We start from the raw sequence: 6,394 nt of genomic DNA on the forward strand, positions 1-6,394 counted from the left end.
CCACCTGTTGTTCTGGAGAGGCTATGCAAAATACTATTTTCAATACAGAAGTGACGACCATCGATGGGGAAGTTATCACATTGCAGGCGTATGCCGGAAAAGTGTTATTAATTGTCAATGTTGCTTCGAAATGTGGATTAACGCCGCAGTATGAGCAACTGGAGAATCTCCAGAAAGCCTGGCATGAACAGGGATTCACCGTACTGGGTTTTCCCTGCAATCAGTTTCTTGGGCAGGAGCCTGGCAGCGAAGAAGAAATTAAGACCTGGTGCACGACCACGTGGGGCGTTACTTTCCCAATGTTCAGTAAGATCGACGTCAATGGCAAAGCGCGCCATCCGCTGTATCAGAAGCTGATTGACGCTATACCGACAGCTACTGCACCTGCTGACAGCAGTTTTTTGGCGCGTATGGTGAGTAAAGGCCGCGCTCTGCTCCACCCGGGCGATGTCCTGTGGAATTTTGAGAAGTTTTTAGTCGGGCGAGATGGACAGGTGCTGCACCGTTTTTCACCGGATATGAAGCCTGATGATCCGGTCCTTGTGCAAAGTATTAAGACGGCGCTGACAAAATAATGTCTCTATTGATGCAGCTACAGGATGTGGCGGAATCGACCCGGCTCGGCCCACTATCCGGTGAAGTAAGAGCGGGGGAGATCCTGCACTTAGTGGGGCCAAACGGTGCCGGTAAGAGCACGTTATTGGCGCGTATGGCGGGTTTAACCAGTGGAGAGGGAACCATCACCTTTGGTGATATGGCGCTTGATGACTGGCCCGCAGCAAAACTGGCGCGATACCGCGCTTATCTTGCGCAGCAACAAAACCCGCCGTTTGCGATGCCGGTCTGGCATTTTCTGACGCTGCATCAGCCCGACAAATCGCGTACTGACCAGTTACAAGAGATAGCAGATGCGCTTGGACTGGGAGATAAGTTAGGACGCGGTGTTAACCAGCTTTCAGGTGGTGAATGGCAGCGCGTGCGTCTTGCAGCGGTTATCCTGCAAATTTGCCCACAGGCTAATCCGCATGGTCAGCTTTTGCTGTTAGATGAACCGATGAACAGCCTGGATGTCGCGCAACAAAACGCGCTGGACAGGCTATTGGGCCAGCTTTGTCTGCAGGGGATAGCGATTGTAATGAGTAGCCATGACCTTAATCATACATTACGTCATGCGCATAAGGCCTGGTTACTCAAGCGAGGGAAGCTGCTGGCCAGCGGCTCTCGCGATGTGGTGCTGACGCCTTCCAACCTGTCTCGGGCTTATGGCGTAAACTTCCGTCGTTTGGATATTGAAGGCCACAGAATGCTCATATCAACCACTTAAGTTAAATGGGTTCTTGAAAACCACATAATTTCCACGCTAAATTGGCACAAAAATAAAAATCAGAGGATTCGTCCTGAATGCGTTTTTGGCTCATTTTCATCACAGCACTGTTTTTAGCAGGGTGTAGCAGCCATCGCGCTCCTGCGCCAAATGCCCGATTGTCGGATTCTATCGCCGTCATCGCTGGTCTTAACGACCAGCTACAAACCTGGCATGGAACACCCTATCGTTATGGCGGCATGAGCCGCAGCGGTGTGGATTGCTCTGGATTTGTACTGATGACGATGCGCGACAAATTCGATTTACAACTGCCACGCGATACACGCACACAATCGAAGATTGGTACGGAAATCGATAAAGATGAATTGCTGCCTGGCGATCTGGTTTTCTTTAAAACCGGCTCGGGAGAAAGTGGTCTGCATGTCGGTATTTATGACACCAATAATCAATTTATTCATGCGTCAACCAGTCGTGGGGTGATGCGTTCGTCACTTGATAATGTCTACTGGCGTAAAAACTTTTGGCAGGCACGACGTATTTAATCTCAGGGATGATGAGGCTACCGGCGAGTGAGTAGCCTCACCATCATCATTTAAAAGCTAACTTTCATTTATGACTTCCAGTCAGCAATAACCTTGCGCAACAAGAGTGTATTTTACTAAAAATATGATTTATGGCGAGTTATTAAAAAGTACAAAACTGGATATTCGTTTATAATCAGGATAAGCTAAAAAAAAGGATTCGATTTACTGGCTAAAAGGGAAAAATGAAAGGGCCTCTATTTGCATCTGAAATGACGTATTTTTCCATCCTTTGCTACAGGATGCCGGATAACACCCATGCTGCGGGGCTGGCACAATGATTGTTTCACTGGATAATATTTATCATTCTGAGTTCTCTTTTCTTCCTGCGAGAAGCGAAAATGGCGACCTTGAGTTCGTCGATATCATCACAAATTTTGTCAGCCAGGATGGGGTCGTACACATGCCAACTGAGCTGGTCTTACCTCGTTTGTCGGATGATGAACAATGCCGTTTATTTGCCGAAAAACTTGAATTAATCGAAACGTGCCAACACTTTTTTATTCAGCGCGGAATTTCTGCCTGGATTAATTTAACACCGGCAGTTGCTAATTCTTTATTATCAGATACGGAATATGCATCACGTGTTGAACGATTTTCATTTCTTGAACTGGCGATTAATGAAAGTTATCCAGAGTTAAACAACGGAAAAGAAAATCCAACACTGGCAGCATTAGCTACGCGCTTTCCATTAATACTGACAAATTTTGGCGCCGGAGGCATATCAACACGGGCCATTTTTGATGGTCTTTTTAAACGAGTTGTGCTGGATAAAAACTTTGTGCAACAACGGATTGCGCATATTTCGTTTGAGCCGTTTATGCGAGCTATCCTGGCGCAAATATCCCCAAGTTGTGAATCAATCATTATTAGCGGGGTTGATTCGCAGGAGATGCTGACGCGAGTATTGCCTCTGGGGTTTAACGCCATGCAGGGCGCACTGTGGCCTGCAGTATCTCCCGCGAAGATAATCTCGCTGGTGAAGGGATAACCCTGTTCTTTGCTGGTGTTTAACAGACCATTAACAGTCTACACTAGTGACAGGAGGCCTTATGACCCTGTCTTTTACCACCCGCTGGCGTGATGAATTACCAGCAACCTATACCGCACTTTTACCCACCCCTTTGAGAAATGCGCGCGTAATCTGGCATAACGATGTGCTGGCTGAACAATTAGGCATTTCTGCAGACCTGTTTGATATTCCAGATGGCTCTGGCGTTTGGGGGGGGGAGTCGCTTTTTGCCGGCATGTCGCCTTTAGCACAGGTTTACAGCGGGCATCAGTTTGGTGTTTGGGCCGGCCAACTTGGCGACGGACGCGGGATCCTTCTCGGCGAACAGCAGCTCGCAGATGGTTCAATACTTGACTGGCACCTCAAGGGCGCCGGGTTGACGCCATATTCCCGCATGGGTGATGGACGCGCAGTGCTACGTTCTACGATTCGGGAAAGTTTGGCCAGCGAAGCGATGCACTATCTTGGGATACCGACTACACGAGCGCTGTCTATTGTTACCAGTGACACGCCGGTACAGCGAGAAACCACGGAAGCGGGCGCGATGCTCATTCGTGTGGCACAAAGCCATATGCGCTTTGGTCATTTTGAACACTTTTACTATCGTCGCGAACCGGAAAAAGTCCGCCAGTTGGCAGACTTTGCTATTCGCCACTACTGGTCGCAATGGCAGTCTGAATCAGACCGTTATCAACTGTGGTTTCAGGACGTCGTCACGCGTACCGCGACGTTGATCGCTGACTGGCAAACAGTGGGATTCGCGCATGGGGTGATGAACACCGACAACATGTCGATTCTGGGGCTGACGATGGATTACGGTCCGTTTGGTTTTCTGGATGACTATGTGCCTGACTACATCTGTAACCACTCCGATCATCAGGGGCGATACAGTTTCGACAATCAACCGGCGGCAGCTCTGTGGAATTTACAGCGTCTGGCACAAACCCTGTCGCCTTTTATCCCGGTCGATGCGCTAAACGATGCGCTGGATAGCTATCAATTGGCGCTGCTCACACGTTACGGGCAACGGATGCGGCAAAAACTGGGCTTCTTTAGCGAGCAAAAAAACGATAACGAGCTGCTTAGCGAACTGTTTAGTTTGATGGCGCGTGAAGGAAGCGACTATACGCGAACGTTTCGTATGCTAAGCCAGACGGAGCAGCACAGCGCATCATCTCCACTGAGAGATGAGTTTATCGATCGCACCGCATTTGATGACTGGTTCGCACGCTATCGGTCGCGTTTGCAACAGGATAATGTTGATGACGATATCAGACAGGCGCAGATGAAAGCGGCTAACCCGGCACTGGTTTTACGTAACTGGCTGGCGCAGAGGGCAATCAGCCTGGCAGAGAAGGGGGATTACACAGAGTTGCACCAATTGCACCTTGCTCTACGTACTCCCTTTGACGATCGTAATGATGATTATGTCAGCCGTCCACCTGACTGGGGTAAACGGCTGGAAGTGAGTTGTTCAAGCTAAGGTGTGAGAAAAACGTGGGGAGAATCGTTGGCCGGGTGCTGGCCAACATGAATTTGGGCGCCGTACCAGCGCATCAAATCATCGGCCTGCAATACGGCGTCCGGTGCCCCCTGCGAAACAATATTACCGTTATGGAGCAACACGATTCGGTCAGCCCACAGAGCTGCAAGGTTGAGGTCGTGAAGTACGATACAAACATGCAGATCGCCCTGAATTGCCAGTGTCTTCAGCAGCCTCAGCAGATGCTGTTGGTGGTAGAGATCCAATGCTGAAGTGGGTTCATCAAGGAATAACCAGCCACGTGGCGCGCCGTTACGCCATAGCTGCGCCAGTGCACGCGCAAGCTGGACGCGCTGCTGCTCACCACCAGATAGCGCGGTGTAGTGTCTACCGGCCAGCGTTAAACAACCGGTCATTTCCATCACCTGGGCGATAAGTGCAGGTTCGGGCTGTTGGGTCCAGGGGGCACGCCCCATGGCAATAACGGCTTCTACCTGCCAGTCGAATCCTACCTGTGTTTGCTGACGCATGACCGCGCGATGGCGCGACAGTGCTTGTGTACTCCAGTCACCAAGCGTTCTCCCGTCCAGTAAACAACGCCCGGCATCGGGTTTAAGAAATCCGGTCAACAGTCGTAGCAAAGTCGATTTTCCTGCGCCGTTAGGCCCGATCAGCGCGACCAGTTCGCCCCTGGCGAGGTTGAGCGAAACGTCGCGAATAACCGTTCGGCCAGCAACGTGATAGCTCAGCCCTTCGGCAGTTAAATATTCAGCCATGCGGCCCTCTCTGACGAAAAATAAGCCACAGAAACCAGGGCGCACCGAGAATACTGGTTAACAGACCGACCGGCATCTCAGCAGGCGCAACGGCAGTGCGGGCGAGGGTATCAGCAATCAGCAGCAAAAAAGCGCCAGCCAGGACAGAGCCGGGGATCACGGCGCGATGATCCGGACCGAGCCACATACGCAGTAAATGCGGAATAACCAGTCCGATAAATCCAATCACACCGCTAACCGCCACTGCGGCGGCAACTAACAGTGCGCTGCAGAGCAGCAAAATACGCTGAACCATGCGCACATCGACGCCGAGATAGTGAGCTTCCTCTTCCCCCAACTGCAGCAGGTTCAGCGCCGGGGCCAAACGCCAGATGACCAGTACAGTCGGCAGCATTAGCGATGCTACCGCCAGCAGAGTAGACCACTGCGCTGAGCCCAGGCTGCCCATTCCCCATAGCGATAGCTGGCGCAGTTGGGCATCATTGCTGACCCACGACAAAACGCCCACTGCGGATCCACAAAGTGCATTGATGGCAATACCGACCAGCAACAGACGCGACAGCGAACTGTCACGTTGTTGGCTGAGGATAAAAATCACCACCGTTGCAGCGAGCGCACCGAGAAACGCCGCCAACATTGGCGCATACAGCATCAGCAGAGCGGGCAACGTGATCGGCAATACCACCCACAATGCGACGGCGCAGGCAGCACCGCTGCTGATCCCCAGCAATCCTGGATCGGCAAGTGGGTTACGAAATAGCCCCTGCATCACACAACCCGCCAGAGCCAGCGAACCGCCAATCACTAGCGCCAGCAGTACGCGGGGAAGTCGAATGGTTAGCCAGATTTGACGCAGGGCATCATCGCCATCGCGCCAGAAAAGACTCACCGGCAGACGCAACGCGCCAAAACCGGTAGCCAGAACTGTCGTCAATGCCAGCGTAAAAGCCAGTATCCACAGAGAGCAGGTGATATGCCGTGACATCAGGGCAATTGCTCCGCTTTGGTACGAAGTTGCTGGATTGCCTGCGGAGTCCGGACGCTGAAGCCCAACAATGCCATATCGTCAATCTGTAACACCTGTTTATTGCGACCAGCCGGTGTTTGCGCAAGTCCCGGTAGTGACCACAGATTAGCTTCTCCACCCATTGCCTTGACGCCATCCTGTGAGATCACCACCAGATCGGGCTGGCTGGCGATTACACCTTCTTGCGACAG

7 protein-coding genes and 1 pseudogene are annotated in these 6,394 nt (G+C 51.6%); 5 read left to right on the forward strand and 3 right to left on the reverse strand.

Translation table 11 applies throughout. The features are described 5' to 3' along the window. The first annotated feature begins 23 nt into the window (after positions 1-23). The 5 genes from OH663_RS24390 to selO all read left to right on the forward strand — a co-directional run bounded on the left by OH663_RS24390 (position 24) and on the right by selO (position 4,400). A complete protein-coding gene (locus OH663_RS24390; protein WP_200011637.1) occupies positions 24-575 on the forward strand; it encodes a glutathione peroxidase in 552 nt (183 codons plus the stop codon). Then, the gene (gene btuD, locus OH663_RS24395; protein ID WP_045442133.1) at positions 575-1,324 is read left to right on the forward strand and encodes a vitamin B12 ABC transporter ATP-binding protein BtuD; all 750 of its coding nucleotides are present in this window, start codon (positions 575-577) and stop codon (positions 1,322-1,324) included. Before OH663_RS24390 ends, btuD begins: the two co-directional genes overlap by 1 nt. Positions 1,325-1,401: 77 nt before the next feature. Next, positions 1,402-1,866, forward strand: a complete 465-nt coding sequence (locus OH663_RS24400; RefSeq protein ID WP_045442137.1) for a C40 family peptidase — start codon at positions 1,402-1,404, stop codon at positions 1,864-1,866. A gap of 316 nt (positions 1,867-2,182) precedes the next feature. Beyond that, complete coding sequence (locus OH663_RS24405) at positions 2,183-2,896, forward strand: EAL domain-containing protein (RefSeq protein WP_045442140.1); 714 nt, start codon at positions 2,183-2,185, stop codon at positions 2,894-2,896. A 61-nt stretch (positions 2,897-2,957) separates the two neighbouring features. Then, positions 2,958-4,400, forward strand: a complete 1,443-nt coding sequence (selO, locus tag OH663_RS24410) for a protein adenylyltransferase SelO (protein ID WP_200011639.1) — start codon at positions 2,958-2,960, stop codon at positions 4,398-4,400. On the opposite strand, the gene OH663_RS24415 is transcribed toward selO, so the two are convergent. The 3 genes and pseudogenes from OH663_RS24415 to OH663_RS24425 form a co-directional block, all read right to left on the reverse strand. Beyond that, positions 4,397-5,176, reverse strand: a complete 780-nt coding sequence (locus tag OH663_RS24415) for a heme ABC transporter ATP-binding protein (protein WP_200011653.1) — start codon at positions 5,174-5,176, stop codon at positions 4,397-4,399. The two genes, selO and OH663_RS24415, sit on opposite strands and share 4 nt — an antisense overlap. Next, the gene (locus tag OH663_RS24420; protein WP_045442149.1) at positions 5,169-6,161 is read right to left on the reverse strand and encodes a FecCD family ABC transporter permease; all 993 of its coding nucleotides are present in this window, start codon (positions 6,159-6,161) and stop codon (positions 5,169-5,171) included. Before OH663_RS24420 ends, OH663_RS24415 begins: the two co-directional genes overlap by 8 nt. Beyond that, positions 6,161-6,394: pseudogene (locus OH663_RS24425) on the reverse strand (hemin ABC transporter substrate-binding protein); the annotation flags it as partial. The pseudogene OH663_RS24425 and the gene OH663_RS24420, both read right to left, overlap by 1 nt.

The sequence above is a fragment of the Citrobacter sp. Marseille-Q5395 genome (assembly GCF_947057495.1).
Lineage (GTDB): Bacteria > Pseudomonadota > Gammaproteobacteria > Enterobacterales > Enterobacteriaceae > Citrobacter > Citrobacter murliniae.